Raw genomic sequence first — 24,998 nt, forward strand, 5'->3', positions numbered from 1 at the left:
AACCTCTGAAGGCTGGTGCTGCTGCGCGCGTTGCCGTGCAGCAGCACCAGCCTTCCCATCCGGCACCACCACGTTTTGGAGGACAGGGATGCCCCACCCCGTTCGCGCGTTCCGTTCCGGCGACACCGCCCTCGTCCGCGCTGTGACCCGACCTGCCCCGGCAGTTCCGCCCTGGCCGGACTTGAGGAACGACTCACCCCACGCCCACAAGGACCGGCTCGTGTGGCTACGGACCGTCCTCGATGGGCCCTGCTTGGAGGAAGGCTTACGGCTGGCGAGCCCTGTCCTCGTGGCCCGGGTGCACGCCCTCTGCGCACCCGGTGCTCCTCGCCCGCGCGAGGTGCGGCGCGCGGCGTTGTCGGTCGCTCGGTACCTTCTGCGCTTGGAGCACCGGCCCACCCCGTTCGGCGTGTTCGCCGGGGTGAGCACCGCGCGCTTCGGTGACCGCGTCCGAGTCGATTGGGGCGATGAGCCGGTGGCGGTCGTCAGGGCTGGGGCGGCGTGGCTGGCGGATGTGGTCGCGCATCTTGAGCACCTCCCCCAGGTTCTCTCACGTCTCACCGTGCAGGCGAACAGCACCGCTATCGTCCGCGCCGACCGGTTGATCGTCCCTTACCGCTCACAGGGCACGGGCCAGGCCGGGGCCGTGGACGTCTCCTTGGCGCTCACGGGGCCGGTGTCGGTCGTCCTCGACGCCGCCCGGACTCCTGTCCGGGCGGAGGACGTCAAGGGGAAGCTCCTCGCGGAGTTCCCCGAAGCGGGTTCCGGGCACGCGGATGCCCTTCTTGCCGAACTGGTCGAGCGGGGCGCCTTGCTCACCTGTCTGCGCGCACCGAGTACGGAGACCGACGCGCTGGGGCACCTCGTCGCCCGCCTTACGGCCGCCGGCGCGGACCGCGTGGAGGCCGTCGCGGACCTCGTGGATGCCCTTCGCGCCCTGCGCACCGATCTCCACCGGGCCAGTGCACGACCCCTGGGACAAGCGCGCCCCGCTCGGGCGGGGGCCGCCGCGAAGATGAGCGCCCTGGTGCCGGGCGAGGGGCAACCGCTCGCGGTGGATCTGCGACTGAGTGGTGACGGTCTCGTACTGCCGAGGACTGTGGCGCGCGAGGCCGAGTGCGCTGCTCTGGCACTGGCCCGGCTGAGTGCGGCGCCGTTCGGGACGGCGGCATGGAAGGCGCATCACATGCGGTTCTACGAGCGGTTCGGGATCGGCTCGATGGTGCCGCTGCGCGAAACGTGGTCGGGGATAGCGGGATCGGATTCCCCGACGGCTACCCCGGCACGGCACCGGTGGAGCCGCGGCCGGTCTCTGAACGGGACGAGGCGCTCGTACGGCTCGCGCAGGCCGCCGCCCTCGACGGCCGCGACGAGGTCGTGCTCGACGAGACCGCGCTCGCGGACCTTGCCCGGGGGCCGGAGCCCGCCCGGCTCCCCCCGCACCTCGAACTCGCGGTACGGGTGCACGCGGCCAACGCCGAGGATCTGGAGCACGGTGACTTCCGCCTGGAAGTCGTGAGCGTATCGCGCGGGATCGGCGTCGGCACGGGCCGTTTCCTCGACACGCTGGGACCGCAGGAACGCGGGAGCCTGGTAGCGGAGGTGACCGTTCTCCCCACAGCCGACTCCGGCACCGTCCCCGCGCAACTGTCGTTCCCGCCGCTCGTCGCGGAGACCGCGCACATCGCTCGCGCCCCGCAGGTCCTGCCCACCGTGATCAGCCTGGACGAGCACCGCCCCCCGGCCGACGACGTGCTCACGCCCGACGACCTCGCGGTCGGCTGCGACGGCCGCCGCATGTACCTCGCCGTCCCGGAGCAGGGGCGGCGCGTAGAAGCCATCGGGATGCACGCACTGAACCTCGACACGCACACGCCGCCGCTTGCCCGCTACCTGATCGAGCTGAGCCGCGCCCAGTGCGCGACCGTGACGCTCTTCGACTGGGGAGCGGCCCGGACCATGCCCTTCCTGCCCCGCCTGCGGCACGGCCGTACCGTCCTGTCGGCAGCCCGCTGGCGCCTCGAACCCGCCGAACTGCCGGGCCGGTCGGCCGCTTGGGGAGCGTGGGACGAGGCGTTCACCTCCTGGCGCGCGCTCCGCCGCCTGCCCACCCGCGTCTGTCTGACCGAGGGCGACCGCCGTTTGCTCCTGGACCTGGGGCACAGCGGCCATCGCGTCCTCCTGCGCACCCACCTGGACCGGGGAACCCCGGCCGTCCTCACCGAGTCCCTGGACGAGACGGGCTGGTGCGAGAACCGCCCCCACGAGGTCGTCATCCCGCTCCGCGCGACCGAGCCGCCCGCGTGGCCGCGCCTGCCCTCGCCAACCCGTCAGCGGGTCATCGGCCGGGATCGCCACGACACCCCGGCCACCTCTACCGTGCTCCTCGCCGGGCTGTACGGGGACATCCGCCGGCAGGACGAGATCCTCGCCCGGCACCTGCCGCCCCTGCTCGACCGCCTCGGCGCGCCGCCCTGGTGGTACGTCCGCTTCCGCGACCCAGACCAGCACCTCCGCGTGCGCATCGCCCTCCCCGAGCCGAACGCCTTCGGGACGGTGGCGGGGGAGGTCAGCGCCTGGGCCGACGCACTGCACCGCAAGGGCCTGCTGCGCGAAGTGCGCTACCCGACGTCGTACCCCGAGACCGGCCGCTGGGGCTCCGGGCCCGCGTGGGAAGCGGCCGAGGACGTGTTCCGCGCCGACTCGCGCGCCCTGCTCGCCCAGCTGCGCCAGCCCGTACGCCCCTCGCGCCGCGCGCTGGTCGTCGCCCACACCCTCGCGATCGCCACCGCCTTCCTCGGCGGTACAGCCGAGGCGATGCGCTGGCTGATCGCCCACGTCCCGGCACGCGCGCCCGAACCCGTACCCCGTCATGAGCTGACCGAGGCCAACCAGCTGGCAGACCCGCGCCACCAGTGGCAGGCGCTGATCACGGAGCGCGGCGGACCAGCGATCGTACGCGCCTGGCAGGACCGCGACCGCGCGCTGTCCGCCTACCGCGCGCACCTGCCCGGTCCGCACACGCACGGCATCGACCCCGACGACGTCCTCGGCTCCCTGCTCCACGTCCACTTCGTCCGCGCGGTCGCCATCGACTTCCCCGAGGAAGCGGTCTGCCTTTACCTCGCGCGCACCGCCGCCCAGGCGTGGACGGCCCGCGAGGGAGGGAAGCGCGCGTGACGGACTTCCCTGGACTCGCCACCCTGGCCGCCGACCGGCTGGCCCATCCCGGTCTCGCCCCCGCCCGTATCCGGAGCGCCCCGTGGTGGCGGCAGTCCCTCGCGCACGGCATCCCCGGTATCGCCCTGCTGCACATCGAGCTCGCCGCCGCCGGGCAACGGCCCTGGCAGCGCGTCCATGACTGGCTGTCGGCGGCGTCCGCCGCACCCGTCACCAGCGGTCACGACAGCCACCCCTTCTACGGCGTCCCCGCCCTCGCCCACCCGCTGGCCTGCGCCGCCGACCAACTCCCCGGCGCCTACCGGCGGACGCTGGACGAGTTCGACCGGAGCATCGCCGCCGAGGCCCGGCATCGGGTGGCGGAGGCGCACCGCCGCATTGACCGCGGCGAACCGCCACGCCTGGCCGAGTTCGACGCGCTCCAAGGGCTCACCGGCTACGGCGCCTACCTGCTGCGCCGGGACCCGGGCGGACCGGCCGTGCGCGAGGTCCTCGCCTACCTCGTACGGCTGACGGAGCCGCTGACCCACGACGGCGACGAACTCCCCGGCTGGTGGGCCCTGTCCGGGCCGTCGGGACGCCCACACGGCCGCTTCCCCGGCGGGCACGCCAACCACTCCGCCGCGCACGGGATCGCCGGAGTGCTCTTCTTGCTGTCGCTCGCGGCCCTCCGCCGCCCTCCCGTACCGGGACAGCTCGACGCCGTGCGCCGGGTCTGCGCGTGGCTGGACCGGTGGACTGACCCGAGCGGCAGGAAGGGGGCGTCGCTGTACTGGGTCACCCGTGCCGAACTACGCTCCGGCTGCCTCGCGCGCAGGGAGACGGTCCGCCCGTCCTGGTGCTACGGAACGGCGGGGCAGGCGCGGGCCCGCCAACTCGCCGCCCTCGCCCTCCACGATCACGACCGCCAACTCGCCGCTGAACGCGACCTCCTGGCCGCGCTCACCGACCCGGAGCAGCTCGCCGCGGCCACGGGCACCGCTCTGTGCCACGGCTTCGCTGGCCTTGCCCACGTCGCCACCCGCACCGCCGCCGACGCCCTCCCGACGACCGCCGGGGCACTCCGCGCGGCTCTCCCCGCCCTCCTCGCCGCCGTCCTGCCGCCCGGCGGCGATCCGGAGAAGACCCTCGACGCACTGCTGCTCGCGGACGACGGCGGCCCCGGCCTGCTCGACGGCGCCGCGGGCCTCGCCCTCGCCACCCTCGCCCCCGCGACCGGTGCCTCGCCCCGCTCCGCCTGGGACGCCTGCCTCCTGCTCTCCTGACCTCGACAGCGAGGAACCCGATGCCCCACCTCTGGTCCCAGCACAACATCGTCTTCCACGACCGCGACAGCGCCCAGGAAGTGATCACGAACCACCTCGGCCCCGCTCTCCTCGCCGCCGAGAGCAAGGGGCTGCTTCGCGGCTGGTGGTTCATGAACAAGCAGCCCTGGCCGCTGCGGTACGAGCACGACGAACGCGCCCGCGACACCCTCGCGCGTCTCCTCGATCAACTCGCCGCCGACGACCGTATCCAGGGCTGGACCGACGGCATCTACGAGCCCGAGACCGCCGCCTTCGGCGGACCCGCCGCCATGGACGCCGCCCACGCACTCTTCCACCACGACAGCCACCACCTGCTCGCATATCCGGAAGCCGAAAGGCACTTGGGCCGGAAGGAGACCGCCGTCGTGCTGTGCGTCGCCATGATGCGCGCGGCCGGCCTCGACTGGTACGAACAGGGTGACGTCTGGAACAAAGTCCTCCAGCTCCGGCAAGGGGTCCGGTGGGCTGGAATTGTGCGAGACCCCCGCACAGTGACGGCGATGCACCAGTTGCTGAACGTCAACATCAGAACGCTGTGCGACCCAACGAACAGGGGTCCGCTCGCGGGGCACGACACCTGGGTCCGCGCCTTCGAGCGCACCGGTCGCGTCCTGGGCCACCTCGCCCGAAACGGGCGACTGGAGCGCGGCCTGCGCGCGGTCCTCGCCCACCACTTCATCTTCCACGCCAACCGCGCCCGCCTCCCGACCGAGCACCAAGGCGCGATGTCAGCACTAGCGAAAGAGACCGTCATGGCTTCACCGAACGACAGCACCAAATCCACGCAGGGCATGGAGCATAAGGACGCTAGCCTCGCGGAAGTGAGTACCGACACCACCAACACCGCCGCTGCCACCGACGCCAGCGCAGACCTCCTCCGCAACGCCCTGGTTGACCGAGTCGCCGCCGAGAGCAGGCTCAGGACCCCCGGCATCATCCAGGCGATGCGTTCCGTACCTCGGCACCTTTTCGTGCCCGACGCGGCACTGGCTGACGCGTACGCCGACGTGACCGTGCCGGTCAAGTGGGACGACAGCGGCCAGACGATCAGCTGCGCGTCACAGCCGAGTGTCGTGAGCACGATGCTGGAACAGCTCCAGCCCCAGCCGGGCGAGAGGGTGCTGGAACTGGGAGCCGGGACCGGCTACAACGCCGCGCTCCTCGCCCACCTCGTGGGCGAATCCGGACACGTCACCACCATCGACGTGGACGAGGACCTGGTCGAAGGCGCCCGAGCACACCTCGCCGCAGCAAGCGTCGGCAACGCCACCGTCGTGCTCGGCGACGGGGCACTCGGCCACCCCGACGGCGCCCCGTACGACAAGATCATTGCCACCGTCGGCGCCCACGGAATCCCCCACGCCTGGCTCGACCAACTCGCCCCCGGCGGACGGCTGCTCGTGCCCCAGCGACTGCGCGGCAGCGTGAACCGTTCCATCGCCTACGAGCGGCGCGGCGACGCCCTCGTCTCCGTCAGCAGCGCGATGAACACCTTCATGCCGCTACGGCGAGGCATCGCCGACGACGCCCGGCCCCTTATCCCCATCACCGCGACCGGGGACGTCTTCCTCCAGACCAACACCGACCAAGCGGTCGACGCCGATGCCCTGGCGAACGTCCTCGACCAGCCCTCCACGCAGGCGTGGACCGGCGTCCCCTTCCGGGCCATGGAATCCCCCGAGTGGATGGAGCTGTGGCTGACCCTCACCCTGCCCAGCGGCCTGAACTGGATGGCCTTCGACCGCGCGAAGACCGCCGGAACACTCCTGGCCGAGGACCCGTACCCGAGCTCCACCGCCGCCTTCGAGAAGGGCGCGCTGGCCTATCTCGCCCGTCGGCTGTCCGACAGGAAGACCCCCGAGGGCGGCAAGCTCTGGGAGTTCGGCGTCGTCGGGCACGGCCCCGGAAGCGAGGAACTCGTCGCCCGCGTCGCGGCGGCGATCCGGGCATGGGACCACGACTGCCGGAATGCGCAGGCCGTCTTCGAGCTGCGCCCGGCGGACGCGGCTCCACTCGCGCCCGCCCCTGGACGCTTCATGATCGGCACCCCCCTCAACCAGGTCGTCGTCGACTGGACCCGGTGACCCTCAGCGTGCTCCCGCTCCCGTATGGGCGGGAGCACGCCCCACCTGCTGTCGTGGAGGACCCGCGTGGACCGGAACGGTTCCATAGCCCGACGCTTCCCACTCATCGCCCGCTTCAGGCCGGCGTGCCTGCCTCTCACGGAACGCGTGAGAGCCCTGAGCGACCTTGCGGAACAATGCGTGCGCCAAGACGATCAAGGCATCGCGTCTTCCGTGCACAATCAGGCCGCCCTGCTCGCCTCCGACATCGGCCTTCCTGACTTGGCACGCGACATCTGCCTGACGCACGCGAGCGCATACGTGCGAGCAGCACCTCTTCCGGCGATGAGCGCCATCCGCGGGCTGGAACCGCTCATCAACCTCGCCCGCCTGGACATCCGAGCCGGGGACCTGGGCGCGGGAAGGCGCGGCATCAGCGCCCTTTTCGAGGCGGTCGGCGCCGCCGTCGAATTCACGAACGGCGCGATCACCGTTCCGGCCGACCTTGTCTCCACCGCCTCGGACAGAGACGAGGTGCGAAGCTGGTTGTGGCGCGTACTCCTCGCTGACGGCACTCGCACCCTGACGTCAGTCGGTCGTTGGGAAGAGGCCCAGGCGCACATCGAGCGGTACCGAGGCGTCGGGCGACGCATGTTCGACGGCCGCCAAGTCGCGGTGGTCGCGGCACTCGCGAACGAGGACTACAAGCGCGTCACACACCTGATCGCTGGGACAGAACCGGGCGAACCCTGGGAACGCGCCATCACCGAGACCCTCGACACGGCGGGGAGGCTGGAGTCCGGATCTGCACGGGAGGAAGACCTCATCGCCTTGGAGAACGTCTGTCTTCAGGGCGCACAGGAGCCCGGACGTACCGTCTTCGACACCCGTCTCGGCCTCACCATTCTCGACGTCATGGGGATTGCCCACCGTGACTGCCGGACGCTCGTAGACCGCATTGTGTCCCGAGTCATCGCTGCAAGTGACGGCTATGCGGCCCGTGAGATATTGAGCCACGATCGATCCAGACGGCTCCTCGATTATGAAGAGACAGTGCGCTGCCAAGAGCTGGTAAACGTGTGCGCTCTTGGGGTGGGACACCTTTCGGAGGGAACCCTTGGGATTCTCCAGGGAGCACTCCGGGAAGCGGGGCAGGTGCTCCGACAAAGCCTCGCACAATCCTGAAATTTGACTTTGCCGCCAGGCGTAACAAACCCGCACTGCCAAGCAACGCCTTTCACTCGTCCAGCCACGCGTCCACCTCAGGCCATCGATACCTCAGGTGACGACCAACCTTGTGGACGGTGGGGCCGGTACGACGATGACGCCACTGATAGAGCGTCTTCACAGGCACACCCAGGTATGCCGCTACCTCCTCCGGTGTGGCCAACGGCAACGGGCCGGCACCACTGACAGTGGTGGGACGAGGCATTCGGGGCACTGCGGGCTCCTGTACTGCGGGCTCAGCAGGTGACAGCCCTGGGGGTCCGGACTGTGACCTGAGCAGGCAGTCGACGACCCGATGCGGAAAGCGCTCGTCAGCCGTGCCGGGTCTCACTCCAGAAGAGCCGTGCCTTGAGCAGGAGTTCCTTGGCGTCGTCCCCGTGGAGAGCCGCGTCGCTCAGTCGACGAAACGCCTCCCGGTACAGGTCGAGTTCGGACCGCTCGGTCACGTCCACGCCCGAGGAGACCAGTTCGACGTGGGCCTCGTCCCCGCGCAGGTTGAAGGCATGGGTGGGGAGCATGTCCACGGGCGCCGCGGCCGGGATGACGCCCAGGGTGAGTGAGGGCAGCTCGATGTCGCGGAGGATCCGGTCGATCTGCTCCACCATGACCTCGGGCCCGCCGATGCTGGTGAGGAGGGCCTGTTCACCGAGGACGACGTCGTAGTGGTGCTCACCGTCGTACAGGACCTGCTGCCGCTGCATGCGTCTGGCCACGCCCGCGGGCACGTCGTCCGGAACGCCGAGGAAGTCGACGACCTGCCCCAGGATCACCGTGGCGTACGCCTCCGTCTGGAGCGTCCCCCAGATCATGTTCGGCACATAAGCCTGCCCGTGGGGCGTCTCCTGGTACCAGCGGATCACTTCTTCCTGAACCGCCTCGGTGCCTGCGGACAGGCGCTCCTGCCATGGAACAGAACGGGTCACCGTTTCCTCCTCGTCTCGGGCCGGTCGCGCTGTGTGTTCCCGGAGAGCGCGCGAGGCCGATCGGCCTCTTCCTCGGAGCAGCGCCTGGTGTCACGATCGGTCGTAGGCCCAAGCCTGCCCGGTCTGCCGGTACTGCTCCACGGGAATGAGGGCGGCTCCAGCGTTCATACGGGTGGTGTACAGCAGGCCCTCCAGGTGATCGATCTCGTGGTGGACCAGGCGGGCGAGGCCGCGTTCGTACCCGGTGGTCAGGGTCTCGCCGGAAGGGGCCGTGGTCTCGACAGTGATCTTCAGGGGGCGGGGCACGAGGCCGCGCACGTCGAAGAAGCTGAGACAGCCCTCGTAGTACTCGTCCGTCTCGTCACAGCCGCCGGTGATCCGCGGGTTGAGAAGGACGAGGGAGGGCGCGTCGCCGGGTGGCCGGACGGCAGCGGCGGCGCGGCCGATGCCGATCTGCGGGGCCGCGAGGCCCATGCCCTTGGCGAAGGGGTGGGCCTGGCCGATGCGGTCCATGGCGGCGGACAGCTCGTCCACGTCGCGCGCTGCTTCGTCCCGCTCGGCCGGCAGATCGAAGGCGCGGGCCGGTTCGGTGAGAAGGGCGGCGCCCTGGTGGACGACTCCGAGGTCTCGCATCCGCCGGCTGGGCCGCAGGTCCGTCATCTGAACTCTCCTTGGTGCGCCCCGCGTTCGGGCCGCGCTCAGCTCGCCATGACAGACGGTACCGAGCCTGCGGTGCGGGCGTGGTCGTGATCCACGGGAAAGTCCGCTGCCCACCGCGGTCACTGCGGATCGGGGCCGAACTCGCTCAAGCGGCCGGGCAGTTCCCGCTCTTTCCGGGACGAGCCCGGCCGGGCGCACCGTCGAGGTGGCCCGGCCGGGTCTTCTCCGTCAAGGTCCCGTCAGCCGCGGGCCCACTTCTGGTTGGCGCCGCCCGTGCAGGTCCACAGGACGAGGCGGGTGCCGTTGGTGGTGGCGGCGCCCTCCGCGTCCAGGCACTTGCCGGAGGCGACGTTGACGACCGTGCCGTCGGAGCGGACCCGCCACTGCTGGCCCGCCGAGGTGGTGCAGTCGTAGAGCTGGACGGGGGTGCCGTCCGCGCCGGCCCCGCCCGCCGCCTCCAGGCACTTGGTGGTGAACACCCGGAGCTGGTTGGTGGCCGAGGAGGTCCAGGTCTGGTTGGCGCCGCCGTTGCAGTCCCACAGGGCGGGCCGGGCGCCGTTGTCCTGGTTGCTCGCCGGGAGGTCGACGCACTTGCCGGACTGGTTGCCCTTGAGGATGCCGATGCCCGCGGTGCGCGCCCATTTCTGGTTGGCGCCGGCGTTGCAGTCGTAGATCACCAGGCGGGTGCCGTTCGCCGTCCCGTTGTCGTAGGCGTCGAGGCATCTGCCGGAGGCCGTGTGCACGACCGCGCCGTCCGCGCGCACCGTCCACTGTTGTGCGCGGGTGCCGTCGCAGCCCTGGATCTGGACCGCCGTCCCGCCCGCCGTGGCCCCACCCGCGACGCCGAGGCACGTGTCGCCGTAGACGGTCAGCGTGCCCGCGGGGGTCTGCCGCCAGTTCTGGTTGGCGCCGCCGTTGCAGTCCCACAGCGCGACGGCCGTGCCGGCGGTGTGGCTGTTGTCGGGGACGTCGGCGCACAGTCCGGACTGCGCGCCCTTCAGCACCCCGTCCACGTTCGCCGAACCGCAGGTCGTCAGGCCGCTCGTGTAGGGGCAGGCGACGGACGCGAAGCCGCCGTTGCGTTCCAGCGCCACCGAGAGGGTGTCCGCGTTGGTCACCACGCGTGTCTCGCGCACCAGGCCGCCCGAGCCGCCGGAGCGGTCCCGTACGGTCTCCAGGAGCCACTGGCCGCCGCCGAGGAAGTCGAGCGGGCGGCTGTACGTCTTCGCGGCGAGGGCCGAGATGCCGCCCAGGTACCAGCGGCCGCCGTCACGCCGGGCGAGGTAGGCCTCGCGGCCGGGTTCGCCGCCCAGCAGCCGCGTCTCGTCCCAGGCGGTGGGCAACTGGTCGAGGATGCGCAGCGCCTCGGGCCGGGCGCCGTAGCTCTCCGGGTTGTCGGCGAGGTGCTGCCAGCCCGACTCGAACACGACGGCCGTCGCGAGTTCGTGGGCGTCGGTGGTGTCCCGGTTGGCCAGGCTGAACACGACCGGGGTGAAGTCCATGCTGGAGATGGCGTTGCGAGTGAAGGGGAGCATCGTGTTGAGGGCGGCCCGGTTCTGCTGCTGCTCGGCGCCGAACACCGCCTCGCCCGTCATGACGTGCGGCCAGGTGCGCTGCATGCCGCGCGGGGTGCCGCTGCCGTGGATGTTGACCATGAGCCGTTGCGCCGCGGTGTCGGCGAGCAGGGCGTCGTAGAACTTCAGGGTGGGCTGGGTGAACTCGTAGGCGAAGTCGACCTTCACGCCCGCGACGCCCCAGCCCTTGATCCGGGGCAGCCAGGTGGCACGCTGCTCCGCCGTCTGGAGGTCCCTGGAGTTGAACCACAGGATGACGCGGACTCCGCGCTGGGAGGCGTACTTCACGAGGTCGGGCACCCAGCTCGACTGCCAGCCCTCGTCGACGAGCACGTAGTCCCAGCCGTGGCGCTGGGCGAAGTCGATGTAGTCGCGCTGCCGGGCGGGGTCGCTCGGGCTCGCGTGCTCGGTCAGCCAGGACCAGGACGAGGTGCCCGGGGCGATCCAGGAGGTGTCGCTCACCTTCGAGGCGGGCGCCAGGTCGTCCACGATGGTCGACGTGGTGACCGCGCCCAGCGTGCCGACGGCGGCCGTGTGCCAGGGCGTGGACAGCGGCAGGCTCGCGGTGACGGAGCCGCCGGTCAGCGAGGTCGTGTACGTGCCCGATCCGGCCTGGTGCGACAGCCTGCTGCCCGCGTAGCGGCCGTCGAGGTCCGTCTCGGCGAGCAGGGCGTAGGTCCCGCCGACGTCGAACAGGGCGGGGATCGCGTAGTCGTTGGTCGGCGCGTCGGCCGCCGTGTACTGGTTCCACTTCCCCTGGTCCTCGCGGTGCGGCTGGGCCAGCCAGGCTCGCGCGGTGCCCGGCACGGACCAGGAGGACGCCTCCTTGAGCACCGTCACGGAGCCCGTGCCCGGCAGGACGTAGCGGTAGGCGGCGCCGTTCGCGGAGGCGCGGACCACGACGTCCAGCCGGGCACCGCCCGTGCCGGTGAACGACAGCGTCGACTCGCTGTAGGGGGTGCGCCGCTCGCGCTGCTTGCCCGTGGTCATCGTGTACGACTCGGTGACCGTGCGGTCGGTGCGCCGCGTGAAGCTGAGGTTCTGGGTCAGGTCCGCCGAGGAGGTCTGGACGCCGATCGGCGAGGGGGACAGCACGGACCGGCCGCCGTGGGAGACCGCGAAGCGCAGGGCGCCGCCGTCCAGGGTGACCTGGGCGGAGGCGGCGGAGCCTCCTTCGGGGCCGGTCACCGTCCAGGTGGTGGCCGCGGGCGCCGCCGAGGCGGGCGCGGCCGCGGTGACCTGGAGGAATCCGGCCACCAGGGCGGGCACGAGGAGACAGCGGAGTAAGAACGTCAGGGGCCGGGCCGTGCGCGAGCCCGCTTCCGTGAACCGGACACGTCCTCTTCGACGCATGGGAACACCTTCTCGCTGTGGAGGATGATGTCCGCCAGTGTGTGGTTTTGACGGTTCACGGTCAATGCTCCGTACAGAACCGACCAATGTCCGGTACGGAGCGACGGAATCGCACAGGGCGGACGGTCTCCGCCCTCCGTCATCCCACCCCCGGCACCTCGCGCCCGTCGGCCGGCCGGGTCAGGTGGTGCAGGGTGCCGGTCAGGTCGAGGAGGCGGTCGAGGAAGGCGGGGCGGTGGGTCAGGGTGAGCGGGACGGCGGCCTCCTCGGTGTGCCGGTGCGTCATCAGGAGGGTCGAGAGCCCCGTCGAGTCGCACGCGGTCAGGCCCGAGCAGTCGAGTTCGTACGCGGTGGGGGCCGGCCATGCCCTGAGGTGGTGGCGGACGGTGCGCAGCAGGTGCTCCGCCGTGTCGAAGTCGAGCGCGCCGGTCAGCCGCAGGCGGATCACGCCCGGCGCGGGGTGGGTGACCGCCAGGGCGAGCGGGTCGGCGGGCCGGGGTCCCTGAGCCGCTGTCACGTGTCCTCCTTGGTGGCCGTGCCGTCCAGGTGCGCGCGCAGCGCCCGGCCGGCCTCGTCGATCAGGCGCAGCGCCCGGGGGAAGTCCTTGAGCTGCTCGTGGAGCGCGTCGAGGGCGGGGAGCAGGCAGCGGGGCGGTACGTGGCGGGCCGCGAGGATGTCGGCGGTCCAGGTGAGGAAGCCGGTGAACAGCCCGGGGTCGTCGGTGTAGAGGGCCGTGGCGAGGAAGTCGACGATCTGGGCGAGGTCGTCGACGGTGTGCCCGCGCTGGGCGGCCGTGTAGGCGCGCAGCGGCGGGAAGCGCTCCTCCAGACCGGCCAGGGTGCCGCGGACGAGCTGCCGGGCCGAGCGGCTGACCAGCGTGTACTCCTGGTCCTTGAGGTGCGGCAGGAGACCCGGCGGGCGAGGCGCCACCGTACCGGTGCGGCCGGGGAGTCCGGCCGCGAGGAGGTCGGCGGCCGTGCGGGCGTCGGGGGCCCAGGCGTCGGCGCCCAGGAGACGCGCGTACCGTCCGTCGGCCCCGAAGGCGGCGCCGCCCGCGAGGACCGGCACCCCCGCCGCCTGGCACGCCGTGATCGCCGCGTGCGCGGTCGGCAGCCGGGTCGCGATCGAGGAGGACAGGGCCACCGCGTCCGGTGCCGTCAGGTGCAGGTGCGAGATCAGGTGCGGGGCGGGGACCTGCGCGCCCAGGAAGTCCACGCGCCAGCCGCGCAGCCGCAGCACCTCGGCGACCAGGCGGGCCGGCAGCGCGTGCCACTCTCCGTCCACGCAGGCCACGGTGACCCGGCCCGCCGAGGGCTCGTCCGGGCCCGTGCGGAGGTGGTGGGCCAGGGCGGCCACGACGCGGTCGTTGATGGCCGTCGCCGCGTGTTCCCGGGCGACGGAGAGCCGGCCGGCCGCCCACTCGGCGCCGACCTTGCGCTGGACGGGGGCGATGACCTCCAGGAGGACGTCCTCGGGGGCCAGTCCCTCGTCGACCGCGCCGAGCACGACCGTGCCCGCCGCGTACTCGTCGCCGTCCTCCAGCGCGCTCCACAGCCGGTCCCGGGTACGTGCCCGGTCCACGTCGGTGGCCGGACCCCGCGCGGGGATTGCGGTCATGGTGCGTGCGCCTGCCCTTCCGGGGCTCGTCCCTGGTCCGGCGGGGGTCTCGCTCGACGCGTCCACCACCGGCACGTCCGTCCTCCGCGGACCTGTCGTGTTCCGCCCTTCTTACCCACTCCGGCGCCGGCATGCCTCTGGCGCCGCGGGTGTCGCCGGTCCGGGAAGCGGTGCCTCCGCGCGGCCCGGGGCGGCGCAGGACCACGCGTCCCCGCGCTGCTCCGTCCGTGGGACTTGTCGTTCCGGAGGTGACCCGGCGCCGCTACGGGGCACCCGGCACCTGTGGGGGCGGTCAGCGGAGAGCGAGGTGAGCGAGAGGTGAGTCGCTATGGAGCCGAACAGTCCGGACGACGGGACCGAGGGGACCGGGGGTACGGAGAGGGAGGCGGGCCACGCGGAGCCGGTCGCGCCCCCGGAGCACACGGAATCCCCTGAGCGCCCGGGTCCGCCGGAGGCCGTGCTCGCTCTGCGGCCGGCCGAGGCGCGGGAACGGGTCCATGACCTGCTGCTCCCCCTCACTCCCCCGGTCGACGTCCTGGTCCTGGCCGACGCGGTCCTGGTCGCCTCGGAACTCGTGACCAACGCGCTGCGGCACGGCGGTGGCGTCACGGGGTTCCGGGTCGCGCTCGTCGACGGCATGATCGAGGTCACCGCCTCCGACCGCAGCGGGCAGCCCCCCGTACGCCAGGACGCCGGGGACGCCCAGGGCGCCGCGGACCGCGGGGACCTGGCGGGCGGGGGCGGTCTCCCGGGCGGTTACGGCTGGCCGCTCGTGTGCCGGATCGCCTGGACCGAGGTGACCCGTACGGCGACCGGCAAGACGATCCGGGCCTGGATTCCGCTGCACCCCATGCCGCAGCAGGGGCCGAGCGGCCTCATCCCGGCCCAGCGCTGCGCGCCGCCGCCCTGACCGCGGCCTCGACGACGGCGCCGACGGCGTCCGTCAGGAGCGCGGCAGCAGGACGGTGATGCGTTTGCCGCCCTCCGGCAGCGGGGCCACCGCCACCTCGCGGGCGATCCGGCACACGAGCGGCCAGCCGTAGCCGCCCACCGCGATGCCCGGCCCGGCGAGCGGATCGCGAGTGACGGGCGGTCGCTCGTCGGCGTCCTCGATGTGCAGGAGCAGACCGTCCGGGGTGAGGCGCGCGGTGAAACCGGTGAGGCCGCCGCCGTGCCGGATCGCGTTGGTGACGAGTTCGGAGACGGCGAGCAGCGCATCGGTACGGGCCCGTTCGGCCGCCTCCCGGTGGTGCCCGGCGTCCTCACGGGCGTAGCCGCGCCTCAAGTCCCCGGCGCCGTAGGAGTGCTCGCCGTTTCCCGGGCCACCGGCACCGTACGGGTGGTCCCCGCCCGGGGCGCCGTCCGCGGGGTGCCCGTCCCGGGTGGTCAGGAGGTCGGACACGAGGCGGCGGGCCTCGGCGGCGGTACGCGGGAGCGCGGCCGGGCGGGGCGGGGCGGCGCGGCGGGGGCCGTCCTGGGGGGCGCGGGCGGACACGCCGTCCGGTTCCGGTGCTGCGCCGGTGGTCTCGGTGTGCGCCATGGTCCCCGTCCGGACTCTGTCCTGCCCTGCCTGCGTGGTCGGTGCGGTGGTGGCCGCTGCCGGGGGCGAGGCGCCGTGCGCGCCGCCGGCCCGGGGGGCGTGCGGGGCGCCGGGGCCGCCCGCTCCCGCCGTGGCGCCCTCGCATGTCATACGGCGCCGCCCGCGGGCGGGTCCTCGCGGCGGTCCCGCCGGTCCGGCGTGGTGTCCGGGGACCCGGCGAGCGCCGCGTCGAGGGAGGGCCGCAGCCGGAAGTGGTGCGCGGTTCCCGTGATCTCGAACAGGCGCCGTACGGTGGCGCCGAACGGGCCCGCGATACTCAGCTCCCGGCCCGCGCCGCGGTGTTCGCGCTCGGCGCCGAGCAGGACGTGCAGGACGGTGGAGTCCGCGAAGCCCACGCCGGACAGGTCGATCACGGTGTGCCCGGCCCCGGAGCGCCCCGCGGTGTCGAGGGCCTCCTGGAGCAGGGGCGCGGACTCGTGGTCGATGTCGCCGCCGACCCGGACCACGAAGGCCGCGGGGCCCAGGGCCGTGCCGGTGACGGTCGCCCCGCCCTCGCTGAGGAACATGGCCACACGATCCCACACCTGCCGCTTCCCGCGCCCCTCGGTGCCCGGCGGCCGCGCACGGGGCGGGGGCCGGGGCCGGGGTCAGCCCTCGATGGCCTCGTCGACGGTCGCGAACACCTGGAGGACCTCGTCCGTGCCGGTCAGCGCGAAGAGCTGGCGCAGGGGCTCGGTGGGCGCGACGAGGCGCAGGTCGGTGGTGCGGCGCACCCGGATCAGGAGGTTGAGGAAGCTGGAGTCGCCGAACGGGACCTGGCTCAGGTCGAGGAGGACGACGGGGTAGCGCTCCGCCGCCTCCTCCAGTTCGGCACGCAGGCCGCCGATGGTGTCGAGGTCCAGCTCCCCGGTGGCGGTGACCAGCCACATGCCGGAGGGGTCCGGGGCGGCGGGAGGCGCGGGCTCCTCCACGACGGCGGGCGGGGGTCTCTCCGGCTCGTAGTCGTCCGGCTCGTTCTCAGGCTCTGCGGGATCGGGCATGACGGCATCCTGCCTCAGCCTCCCCGGCCGCCGCCGGGTACCCCCCGAACCGCCGGACACGCGCCGTCGTCCCCGCGCGTCTCAGGCCAGGGAGTCGCTGTCCGTGCGGGCGCAGTGGGCGGTGTCGTGGGCCGTTCCCCGGGACTCCCAGGCGCGCAGGCAGCACAGCGCCTCGAAGTCCTGCCAGTCCATGGCGAGGCGGTCGGCGAGGGCGGCCTCCCGGGTCCGGGGCGGGGCGGGACGGGGGACGTGTTCGTCGGCGCACTCCGTCTCGCGCAGGATCGCGGTGAGCAGGAGCGCGGAGACGGCGACGAAGGCGGCCACGGTCCACCAGGCGCCGTGCCGCGCGCCGGCCGTCGCGCAGTGGCCGAGCCAGGCCACGCCCGCGAGGTGCCCGGCGCACAGGACGAGGGAGAGCCGGCTCATCGCGCCCACCCCGTTTCCGGGACGCCGTGCCGCGCGGCCCCTCGCGCGGCGCCGGGGGCCGGGGGTGCGGGCGGCGCCGCCCCGCGCGGCTTCGGCGTTCCGGCGGGGTGGCGGGGGTGGTGGCGCATCGGAGGGTCCTCTCGCGTGGGGCGGAACGTTTCGCACGGAAGCGGGGTGCCGCCCGCGGCCGGTGGTGGTCGCTGTTCGCCGTCGGGGGCTGTTCCGGCCAACGAGCGAGCGGGCCCGGCGCAGCGCCGGTTCACCCTTGTGCCGGTCACGGAGCGCTTGTCCGATTTCCGAAAGGGCCCACCGCGCGGCGGACACCACCCGGCCCGGGGAACATCCGTATCCGCGTACGGGCCGGGCCGGTGGGCCGGGCCCCGCCCGGCCCCGCGTTCGGGATGCGGCGGGCCTCGCGCCGTGTGACCTTGGTGGCTGAAGAGCCTTGCCCCGGTGCCGTCCGGAGGGGCGGACCGGGGCGCGCGCACGGCGGTCGGCACGGAGCGGGGGCCGGTTCCCGGCGAGGGCGGGAGCGGGCGTGGTACGGCCGTCCCGCAGCGACTGGAGCGACTGGAGCCCGGATGAGCCGCAGTTCCGCACCGCAGAGCAGGGCGCGTGCGCGGGACCTGGCCGCGCTCGCCGCGCAGGCGTACGTCTACGGCTTCCCGCTGGTGTACGGCCTGGAGACGGTGGCCGCCTTCGTCCAGCACGGGTTCGGGAACCTGCCGGGCACCCCGTTCAACCGGTTCGCGCACGCGCAGCGGCTCGCGGACCCGCGGACCCCGGCGGTCTCGGCGGGCACCGACACGCTGTACTCGATCGCCCAGCTCGATCTGTCCGAGGGCCCGCTGGTCCTCCAGGTCCCGGACACCGGGGGCCGGTACTACGTGCTCCAGTTCGTGGACGCGTGGACCGACAACGTCGCCTACCTCGGGCAGCGCGCGACCGGCACGGAGGCGGGCAGCTGGCTGCTCGTCCCGCCGGGCTGGAGCGGGCAGGCGCCGGGCAGTGTGCGCGGCGTGATCGAGGCGCCCACCACCGTGATGTCGCTGGTGGGGCGGATCGCGTGCGCCGGGGAGGACGAGGTGCCCGCCGTGCGGGCGCTCCAGCGGGGCTTCACCCTGCACTCGCTGACGGCGCCCGGCCTGGGCCGGGGCGGTCTGCCGACGCCCGATCCGCAGGCCCCGCCCGAGCTGCGCTTCTTCGAACGGCTGCGGGTGTGGGCGGCCGACTTCCCGCCCTCCTCGGCGGACCAGCGCTACCAGGAGCGGTTCCAGCCGCTCGGGCTGCTGGAGGAGGGCCCCACGCCGTACGCGGGGGCCTCGCGGGGGTTGGTGGCGGCGCTGGAGGAGGGGATGGCGGCGGGGAGGGCCGAGATCGACGCCGCCGCGTGGCGTCCCCCGACCCGGGGCGGGGGCGGCTGGCAGATGGAACCGCACCTCTTCGACTACAACCTGGACCACTTCGGGATCGGCACGATCGACTCGCCGCGGTGGCGGCTGCCCGACCGGACGGCCTCGTACCTGACCCGGGCGGTCGCGGCGCGCGTCGGCCTGTGGGGCCGGCACGGCTACGAGACGGTGTACGCGCAGACCTTCCAGGACGCCGAGGGGCGTCCCCTGGACGGGGCGTACGCCTACACGCTGCGCTTCCCGCAGCCGCCGCCGGCGCGGGCGTTCTGGTCGCTGACGATGTACGGCCTGCCGGAGCGCCGGCTCGTGGACAACCCGGCGGGACGGTATGCGATCGGGCCGGGCACCCCCGGTCTGGTGTACGACCCGGACGGCGGGCTGACGCTGTACGTGCAGCACCGGCGGCCCCGGGACCCCGCGCGGGCGGCCAACTGGCTGCCGGCGCCCGCGGGGGGCTTCCGCCCGATGCTGCGGCTGTACCTTCCGGCTCCCGAGGTGCTCGACGGGAGCTACGTCCTGCCGGGGCTGCTCAGGAGCGCGGGCCCGGCCTGAGGGCGGGGCTCAGCGGCTGTAGCGCATGAGGGCGCGCACCATGTGGCACGTGGTGTCGGAGGGCGGGTGGACGCCGACGCGCTCGGCGGCCAGCCGGATGGTCCGGTTCGGTGCCTGCTCGGCGCGCCACACCCCGGCGTCGAGCAGGGTGATGGCCAGGCGCATGGCCTTGAGCCGGCGGTTGTGCGCTATGTACCACTCGCGGGGGCGCCCGGCGGGCAGCGCCTTCTTCTCGACGGGGGCGTAGGGCAGGTCGAACAGGGCGGTCTCGGTCGGGTCAAGGGTCGCGGAACGGGCCACGGGCATCCTCCTGAGAGGCCGGGAGGACACGGGAGCCGCGCAGTGCGGGACCCCCGTACCCCCTTCGAACATGCCTCCATTTTACTGCGGGGCACTGACAAAAGCCGCTGGTGAAAGGGGGCTTGAGCGCTCCCGTATCCGCCTCACGGGCCCCTCGTGTCCCGCCGCGCCGCCGGTAACACGTGGTTCACAGGCGGGCAACGGCCGGGACATCGCGCCTTGGCATTCTTCGGGCGAAAGCCCCGCGCCCGGGCGCGCCCGCGCGCACCGGGCCGGTACCCGCACCCCATGACCCGAGGAAGTGGCCCCGTGAGCTTCAAGGCCGAGTACATCTGGATCGACGGCACCCAGCCGACCGCCAAGCTCCGGTCCAAGACCAAGATCCTGGCGGCGGGTGAGGAGCCCGGCGTCTGGGGCTTCGACGGTTCCAGCACCAACCAGGCCGAGGGCCACGCCTCGGACCGCGTGCTCCAGCCGGTGTTCACGTGTCCCGACCCGATCCGCGGCGGCGCCGACATCCTGGTGCTGTGCGAGGTCCTGAACACGGACATGACGCCGCACCCCTCCAACACCCGCGCCGAACTGCGCGAGGTGGCGGCCCGGTTCACCGCCCAGGAGCCCGTCTTCGGCATCGAGCAGGAGTACACCTTCTTCCAGGGTTCGCGTCCGCTCGGCTTCCCTGAGGGCGGTTTCCCCGCCGCTCAGGGCGGCTACTACTGCGGGGTCGGCTCCGACGAGATCTTCGGCCGCGACATCGTCGAGGCACACCTGGACAACTGCCTCAAGGCCGGTCTCGGCATCTCCGGTATCAACGCCGAGGTCATGCCGGGCCAGTGGGAGTTCCAGGTGGGCCCGCTCAGCCCGCTGGAGGTCTCCGACCAGCTGTGGGTGGCCCGCTGGCTGCTGTACCGCACCGCCGAGGACTTCGGCGTCTCCGCGACCCTCGACCCGAAGCCGGTCAAGGGCGACTGGAACGGCGCGGGCGCGCACACCAACTTCTCCACGAAGGCGATGCGCGAGAGCTATCCGGCGATCATCACCGCGTGCGAGTCGCTGGGCGAGGGCTCGAAGCCGCTGGACCACGTCAAGAACTACGGCGCGGGCATCGACGACCGGCTCACCGGCCTGCACGAGACCGCCCCGTGGAACGAGTACAGCTACGGCGTCTCGGACCGGGGCGCCTCGGTCCGCATCCCCTGGCAGGTCGAGAGGGACGGCAAGGGCTACATCGAGGACCGCCGCCCGAACGCCAACGTCGACCCGTACCTGGTGACCCGTCTCATCACGGACACCTGCTGCACGGCGCTGGAGAAGGCCGGCCAGGTCTGAGCCGGCGCGGCCCGGCGGCGTCCGGCCGACCGGCCTCCCGCAAGCGCGAGGAGCGCCCACCGACGAACCGGTGGGCGCTCTTCCGCGTGCCCGGCGCCGCCTCCCGCCCGCCGTCGCAGCGGCCGACGGCGGCCCCTGCCACCCGCAGGCTCAGGCCAAAGTCGCGTCAAGCCGGGCCGGATGGCGGGAAGGAGGGTTCTGCGCGGGCGGGTTTCTGCTTCAATAGCGGCATGGCCAGCTTCCAGAACTCCGTGACGGGTCGCGTCGTGCGCGTCGACCTCGAACCGTTCTGGCCGTCCCGTCAGCACCACGACTTCGACCGGGTGTGTTGTCGCGTGCGGAACGCGCGGACCCTCTAAAGCCGGACCCGAACAGGGTACGCACCGGCCTTCGGTTCACGCGGTGACGTAGGTACGTCCTCTCCGTCGACGGCATCCTCGTGCGAAATGAGCTGACCTCCCATGGCCCATCGTCCCTCCCTCTCCGCCGCGCCCGACACCACCGGCGCCCCCTCCCCCACGCTCCCGCCGCGCCACCGGCTGCGCGCCGTGGACCGTGACGAGACGGTCGACGTCTCGGAGTTCCTGCCGCCGGGCGCCACCTGGCTGCCCGCCCCGCCGCACACCCTGCCCGCGCTTCCCGGCCGTCCGCCGATGGTCGGCTACCTCGTGCTCGTGCCCGCCGGCCAGCAGCCGTCCTTCCACGGCGCGGTGCCGGTCCTGCCCGCCCCGCAGGAGACGGCCGGGGCGCGTTCCGAGGACGCGTCCGACGACGCGGACGACGACGCGGGCGAAGCCGACGGTCTGCGGGAGCTGGTGCGGGTGGACACCGGTCGCCGCACCGCCGAGGTCGACGGCCGCCCCCTCGACCTCACCTACCTGGAGTTCGAGCTGCTCGCCCACCTCGTCGCCCACCCCCACCGGGTGCACACCCGGGACCAGTTGGTCACCACGGTGTGGGGGTACGGGCACGTCGGTGACGGGCGCACCGTCGACGTCCACATCGCCCGGCTGCGGCGCAAGCTGGGCTCGGCGTACCGGCACACCATCCAGACGGTCCGCCGGGTCGGTTACAAGTACACGCCGCCCGTCGGCTGAGCCGCGCCCCGGCCGGCCGCCGTTCGGCCGAGGGTGAAACCGCTTCCTCCGTCCCGTCCGGCCGGGCAGTCTCGCCGTATGACGAAGAGACTGCTGGTACTGGGCGGGACGGAGTTCGTCGGGCGCGCGACGGTGGCGGCGGGCCTGGAAAGGGGCTTCGAGGTCACGGTGTTCAACCGGGGCCACCAGGAGGCGCTGCCCGGGGCGAGCGCCCTGCGCGGCGACCGTACGGAGCCGGGCGGGCTGGACGCGCTCGCCTCGGCGCCCGGCGACTGGGACCTCGTGGTCGACACGTGGTCCTCGGCGCCCCGGGCGGTGCGGGACACCGCGCGGCTGCTGAGCGGTCGGGCCGGCCGGTACGCGTACGTCTCCACGTGCTCGGTGTACGCCTACCCGCGCCCGGCGGGGACCGGGATCGAGGCGCCCGTGGTGGACGGCGACCCGGACGCCGGGTCCCGGGACTACGCGGTGGACAAACGGGGCGCCGAGCTGGCGCTCGTCCGGGAGTTCGGTGCACAGCGCTCGCTGTTCGCCCGGGCCGGGCTGATCCTCGGCCCGCACGAGAACATCGGGCGGCTGCCGTGGTGGCTGAACCGGATCGCGCGCGGCGGTCCGGTGCTCGCCCCCGGCCCGCGCGAACTGCCGCTCGCGTACATCGACGCGCGGGACCTCGCCGCGTGGCTGCTCGACGCCGGGGAGGCGGGGCTGCACGGCCCGTACGACCTGGTGAGCGCGCCCGGCCACACGACCATGGGGGAACTGATCGACACCTGTGTCCGGGTGACGGGCTCGGACGCCGCGCCGCGCTGGACGGACCCGGAGGTCGTGCTCGCGGCCGGGATCGCGCCGTGGACCGAGCTGCCGGTGTGGATTCCGCCGGGCGAGGACCACGGCGCGATCCACGGCGCGGACGTGACCAGGACGCTCGCGGCGGGGCTGCGCTGCCGTCCGGTGGCCGAGACGGTCGCGGACACCTGGGAGTGGCTGCGCGCGGGCGGCGACCGGCCCACCGCGCGGCCGGCCCGGGCCGCCGTGGGGCTGTCCCCGCAGGCCGAGGCGCGGGTGCTCGCCCAGGGCTGAGGGGGTGGTGCCGGCCCCACCCCCTCAGCGGGGGACAGACCGCTGTCGTACCGCCCGGCGCCCGGCCAGACTGTCTGCCGTGCGGCCCGGCCGGGCCGCACGGGGGACGCGGCTCGCTCCGGAGGGGCGGTGCCGGGCGAGGGAGGACGACGGCGATGGCCGATGGGGCGACGCGGACGTACGCGGGCGGGGGCACCCCGGTGGGGGCCTGGCGGGCGCTGCGGTCCACCGAGGAGCTGGCGGGGCGGCTGGACGCGGCGACCGCGTCCGGCGGCCCGGGAGCGGTGGGAGGACGGGAGGGGCGCGGGCGGCGTCGCGGGGCGCGCGGGGCGCGCGGGGCGCGCGGGGCGCTGACCGACGCGGCGCGCGGCTTCGGCCTGGCGCTGGTCTCGCTGCCGGCCTCGGTGGCGCTGTTCTGCCTCTCGGTCGTCTCGGTCGCCCTCGTGCCGCTCGGCGTGGGGCTGTTCACGACGCCGCCCCTCGTCACGGCGGTCCGCGCCTACGCGCTGCGCCGCCGGGCCCTGGCGGCCGACTGGGTGGGCCTGCGCATCCCGTCCGCGTACCGCCCGATGCCCGCGGCCCGTCCCGGGCTCACGGGGCGGATCGCGTTGTGCCAGTGGCTGCTGCGGGACTCGGCGACGTGGCGCGACCTCGGCTGGCTCCTGGCCGACATGACGGCCGGCTTCTGCACGGCCCTGCTCGGCCCGGCGCTGCTGGCCTTCTCCGTCGAGGGGGTCGTCCTGGCGGCGGGCCTGTGGCACGTGTACAGCGACGGCACGTACTGGTACGCCTTCGTGCCGGTGGACAGCCAGGCGACGGGGATCGCGGCGGGGGTGCTCGGCCTGGTGCTGGTGAAGGTCGCGCTGCACGCGGCCCCGGCGACCCTGCGGCTGCACTTCGCGCTGACCCGGGCGGTGCTCGCCCCCGGCCAGGAACAGGTCCTGGCGCGCCGTATCGAACGGCTCACCTCCTCCCGGCACGACGCGGTCGACGCCTCGGCCGCCGAACTGCGCCGTATCGAACGGGACCTGCACGACGGGGCGCAGGCCCGGCTGGTGGCGATGGGCATGGAACTCGGCACGGTCGAGGCGCTGATCGAGAAGGACCCGGAGCAGGCCAGGAAGCTCCTCGCGCGGGCCCGCGCGTCCTCCGCCGAGGCGCTGACCGAACTGCGCGACCTGGTGCGCGGCATCCACCCGCCGGTCCTGGCCGAACGCGGTCTCGGCGACGCGGTGCGGGCGCTGGCCCTGCGGCTGCCCGTGGAGGCGGACGTCGTCGTGGACCTGCCCGGCCGGGCCGGGGCGCCCGTGGAGGCCGCCGCGTACTTCGCGACGAGCGAGCTTTTGACCAACGCGGTGAAGCACGCGGGCGCAGGCCGGGTGTGGGCCGACCTCAGTCACACGGACGGACGGCTGCGGATCACCGTCGGGGACGACGGGCGGGGCGGGGCGCGCGTGCGTGAGGGGGGCGGGCTGAGCGGGATCGAACGCCGGCTCGGTACCTTCGACGGGTTGCTGGCCGTCAGCTCGCCCGAGGGCGGCCCCACCATGGTGACCCTGGAGATCCCGTGCGCGTTGTCCTAGCCGAAGACCTCTTCCTGCTGCGCGACGGCCTCGTCCGCATGCTGGAGGCGTTCGACTTCGAGATCGCCGCGGCCGTCGAGACCGGACCCGAACTGACCAGGGCGCTCGCGGAGCTGGAGCCGGACGTCGCGGTCGTCGACGTCCGGCTCCCGCCGTCCCACACCGACGAGGGCCTGCAGTGCGCGCTGGCTGCCCGGCGCGCACGGCCCGGACTGCCGGTACTGGTCCTGTCGCAGCACGTGGAGCAGTTGTACGCGCGGGAGTTGCTGGCCGACGGCGCGGGCGGGATCGGCTACCTGCTGAAGGACCGGGTGTTCGACGCGGAGCAGTTCGTCGACGCGGTCCGGCGGGTGGCGGCGGGCGGTACGGCGATGGACCCGCAGGTCATCTCGCAGCTGCTCGCGCGGCAGACGGCTCAGCGCCCGCTCGGCCGGCTCACGCCGCGGGAGCGGGAGGTGCTCGAACTCATGGCGCAGGGCCGCTCCAACACGGCGATCGCGGCGCAGCTCGCGGTGACGGAACGGGCGATCGCCAAACACACGTCCAACATCTTCGCGAAACTCGGCCTGGAGGTGTCCGACGACGACAACCGCCGGGTTCTCGCGGTGATCGCCTTCCTCGACGGCCGTCCCTGAACCGTCTTCCGGGCCCCGGGAGGTGACTTCCGGCGGAATGCGTCGTTCTGCTGAACGTGCAGCCACAGGAAGTCGTCCCCAGCGCCCACCGCCGCCAGAC

At 73.4% G+C, this 24,998-nt stretch carries 22 protein-coding genes and 1 pseudogene; 12 read left to right on the forward strand and 11 right to left on the reverse strand.

The window, feature by feature from the left end; all coding sequences use genetic code 11:
* Positions 1-88: 88 nt before the first annotated feature.
* The 5 genes and pseudogenes from AB0J21_RS13895 to AB0J21_RS13915 all read left to right on the forward strand — a co-directional run.
* A pseudogene (locus AB0J21_RS13895) lies at positions 89-1,171 on the forward strand (lantibiotic dehydratase); the annotation flags it as partial.
* 68 nt (positions 1,172-1,239) lie between these two features.
* Positions 1,240-3,180: a lantibiotic dehydratase gene (locus AB0J21_RS13900; RefSeq protein ID WP_363146116.1), complete on the forward strand. Its 1,941-nt coding sequence runs from the start codon at positions 1,240-1,242 to the stop codon at positions 3,178-3,180.
* A gap of 38 nt (positions 3,181-3,218) precedes the next feature.
* Positions 3,219-4,445, forward strand: a complete 1,227-nt coding sequence (locus AB0J21_RS13905) for a lanthionine synthetase C family protein (RefSeq protein WP_363146255.1) — start codon at positions 3,219-3,221, stop codon at positions 4,443-4,445.
* 20 nt (positions 4,446-4,465) lie between these two features.
* Positions 4,466-6,571: a methyltransferase, FxLD system gene (gene fxlM / locus AB0J21_RS13910; protein WP_363146117.1), complete on the forward strand. Its 2,106-nt coding sequence runs from the start codon at positions 4,466-4,468 to the stop codon at positions 6,569-6,571.
* A gap of 180 nt (positions 6,572-6,751) precedes the next feature.
* Positions 6,752-7,735: a hypothetical protein gene (locus AB0J21_RS13915; RefSeq protein ID WP_363146118.1), complete on the forward strand. Its 984-nt coding sequence runs from the start codon at positions 6,752-6,754 to the stop codon at positions 7,733-7,735.
* Between the two features lie 52 nt (positions 7,736-7,787).
* Here AB0J21_RS13915 and AB0J21_RS13920 read toward each other — a convergent pair whose 3' ends face one another.
* From AB0J21_RS13920 to AB0J21_RS13945, 6 genes are all read right to left on the reverse strand, one after another.
* Positions 7,788-7,982 (reverse strand): helix-turn-helix domain-containing protein, encoded by a 195-nt coding sequence (locus AB0J21_RS13920; RefSeq protein ID WP_363146119.1) that lies wholly within the window; start codon positions 7,980-7,982, stop codon positions 7,788-7,790.
* Between the two features lie 106 nt (positions 7,983-8,088).
* Entirely contained in the window at positions 8,089-8,700 is a 612-nt protein-coding gene (locus tag AB0J21_RS13925; RefSeq protein WP_363146120.1) for a DUF5753 domain-containing protein, read from the reverse strand.
* A 90-nt stretch (positions 8,701-8,790) separates the two neighbouring features.
* Positions 8,791-9,360 (reverse strand): peptide deformylase, encoded by a 570-nt coding sequence (locus tag AB0J21_RS13930; RefSeq protein WP_363146121.1) that lies wholly within the window; start codon positions 9,358-9,360, stop codon positions 8,791-8,793.
* Between the two features lie 239 nt (positions 9,361-9,599).
* The gene (locus AB0J21_RS13935) at positions 9,600-12,203 is read right to left on the reverse strand and encodes a glycoside hydrolase family 97 catalytic domain-containing protein (RefSeq protein WP_363146122.1); all 2,604 of its coding nucleotides are present in this window, start codon (positions 12,201-12,203) and stop codon (positions 9,600-9,602) included.
* Between the two features lie 223 nt (positions 12,204-12,426).
* Positions 12,427-12,804 (reverse strand): STAS domain-containing protein, encoded by a 378-nt coding sequence (locus AB0J21_RS13940; RefSeq protein ID WP_363146123.1) that lies wholly within the window; start codon positions 12,802-12,804, stop codon positions 12,427-12,429.
* Entirely contained in the window at positions 12,801-13,904 is a 1,104-nt protein-coding gene (locus tag AB0J21_RS13945; protein WP_363146124.1) for a cobalamin-dependent protein, read from the reverse strand. The genes AB0J21_RS13940 and AB0J21_RS13945 overlap by 4 nt, the downstream gene beginning before the upstream one ends.
* 328 nt (positions 13,905-14,232) lie before the next feature.
* Here AB0J21_RS13945 and AB0J21_RS13950 point away from each other — a divergent pair, with 328 nt between their 5' ends.
* Positions 14,233-14,814 carry an ATP-binding protein gene (locus tag AB0J21_RS13950; RefSeq protein WP_363146125.1) on the forward strand — a complete coding sequence of 194 codons (582 nt, stop codon included), beginning with the start codon at positions 14,233-14,235 and terminating at the stop codon, positions 14,812-14,814.
* A gap of 33 nt (positions 14,815-14,847) precedes the next feature.
* Here the strand turns inward: AB0J21_RS13950 and AB0J21_RS13955 are convergent, their stop codons facing one another.
* The 4 genes from AB0J21_RS13955 to AB0J21_RS13970 all read right to left on the reverse strand — a co-directional run bounded on the left by AB0J21_RS13955 (position 14,848) and on the right by AB0J21_RS13970 (position 16,910).
* On the reverse strand, positions 14,848-15,444 hold the full coding sequence (locus AB0J21_RS13955) for an ATP-binding protein (protein WP_363146126.1): 597 nt from the start codon (positions 15,442-15,444) through the stop codon (positions 14,848-14,850).
* 146 nt (positions 15,445-15,590) lie between these two features.
* The gene (locus AB0J21_RS13960; protein ID WP_363146127.1) at positions 15,591-16,010 is read right to left on the reverse strand and encodes an STAS domain-containing protein; all 420 of its coding nucleotides are present in this window, start codon (positions 16,008-16,010) and stop codon (positions 15,591-15,593) included.
* Positions 16,011-16,091: 81 nt separating this feature from the next.
* Positions 16,092-16,484: an STAS domain-containing protein gene (locus AB0J21_RS13965; RefSeq protein WP_363146128.1), complete on the reverse strand. Its 393-nt coding sequence runs from the start codon at positions 16,482-16,484 to the stop codon at positions 16,092-16,094.
* Between the two features lie 81 nt (positions 16,485-16,565).
* The gene (locus tag AB0J21_RS13970) at positions 16,566-16,910 is read right to left on the reverse strand and encodes a hypothetical protein (protein WP_363146129.1); all 345 of its coding nucleotides are present in this window, start codon (positions 16,908-16,910) and stop codon (positions 16,566-16,568) included.
* 581 nt (positions 16,911-17,491) lie between these two features.
* Between AB0J21_RS13970 and AB0J21_RS13975 the strand changes: the two genes are divergently transcribed.
* Positions 17,492-18,874, forward strand: a complete 1,383-nt coding sequence (locus AB0J21_RS13975) for a DUF1254 domain-containing protein (protein ID WP_363146130.1) — start codon at positions 17,492-17,494, stop codon at positions 18,872-18,874.
* 9 nt (positions 18,875-18,883) lie between these two features.
* Here AB0J21_RS13975 and AB0J21_RS13980 read toward each other — a convergent pair whose 3' ends face one another.
* Positions 18,884-19,180, reverse strand: a complete 297-nt coding sequence (locus AB0J21_RS13980; protein ID WP_363146256.1) for a hypothetical protein — start codon at positions 19,178-19,180, stop codon at positions 18,884-18,886.
* Positions 19,181-19,483: 303 nt separating this feature from the next.
* Here AB0J21_RS13980 and glnII point away from each other — a divergent pair, with 303 nt between their 5' ends.
* From glnII to AB0J21_RS14005, 5 genes are all read left to right on the forward strand, one after another.
* Complete coding sequence (glnII, locus tag AB0J21_RS13985; RefSeq protein WP_363146131.1) at positions 19,484-20,503, forward strand: glutamine synthetase; 1,020 nt, start codon at positions 19,484-19,486, stop codon at positions 20,501-20,503.
* Between the two features lie 461 nt (positions 20,504-20,964).
* Positions 20,965-21,600, forward strand: coding sequence for a winged helix-turn-helix domain-containing protein (locus AB0J21_RS13990; RefSeq protein ID WP_363146132.1), 636 nt, complete (start codon positions 20,965-20,967; stop codon positions 21,598-21,600).
* Between the two features lie 78 nt (positions 21,601-21,678).
* Positions 21,679-22,680 (forward strand): NAD-dependent epimerase/dehydratase family protein, encoded by a 1,002-nt coding sequence (locus AB0J21_RS13995; RefSeq protein WP_363146133.1) that lies wholly within the window; start codon positions 21,679-21,681, stop codon positions 22,678-22,680.
* A gap of 155 nt (positions 22,681-22,835) precedes the next feature.
* Positions 22,836-24,263 (forward strand): histidine kinase, encoded by a 1,428-nt coding sequence (locus tag AB0J21_RS14000; RefSeq protein WP_363146134.1) that lies wholly within the window; start codon positions 22,836-22,838, stop codon positions 24,261-24,263.
* Positions 24,248-24,898, forward strand: a complete 651-nt coding sequence (locus tag AB0J21_RS14005; protein WP_363146135.1) for a response regulator transcription factor — start codon at positions 24,248-24,250, stop codon at positions 24,896-24,898. Before AB0J21_RS14000 ends, AB0J21_RS14005 begins: the two co-directional genes overlap by 16 nt.
* Positions 24,899-24,998: the final 100 nt, after the last annotated feature.

The sequence above is a fragment of the Streptomyces sp. NPDC049954 genome (assembly GCF_040656295.1).
Classification (GTDB): domain Bacteria; phylum Actinomycetota; class Actinomycetes; order Streptomycetales; family Streptomycetaceae; genus Streptomyces.